Origin of the sequence: Psychrobacter sp. W2-37-MNA-CIBAN-0211, from assembly GCF_040309405.1 — a bacterium.
GTDB classification, from domain to species: Bacteria; Pseudomonadota; Gammaproteobacteria; order Pseudomonadales; family Moraxellaceae; genus Psychrobacter; species Psychrobacter glaciei.
This window is the reverse complement of the sequence record NZ_JBEOOU010000442.1, coordinates 1-249: the sequence shown is the minus strand read 5'-3', so window position 1 is coordinate 249 and position 249 is coordinate 1. Positions and strand designations below refer to the sequence as shown.

Annotated in this window: 1 protein-coding gene; it reads right to left on the bottom strand. The window is 40.2% G+C overall.

Annotated elements, in window-relative coordinates; genetic code table 11:
• On the bottom strand, positions 1–188 hold a 188-nt coding region (locus AAEY72_RS15815), incomplete at its 3' end, for a hypothetical protein (protein ID WP_352311594.1).
• Positions 189–249: the final 61 nt, after the last annotated feature.

Below are 249 nucleotides of genomic sequence, written 5' to 3'. Positions count from 1 at the left end.
CTTTTATAACGACCAACCTTGGCCAGTTCATCATCACTTAACCAACCTAAGGCTAAACCCACTTCATAATCAGCTGGTGATAACGCCCCATTAAGTGGCACAAAATAAACATAAGGCTGAGAAAGCCCAGTTGATCGAGTGTCTGGTCGAGTAGCTGAATGATTAGTGAGTTGAGTTATTGAAGACATGACCGACATAAAAAACACATAACACTCTGTTAAACGATAATACGGCTAAACTACCTCAATA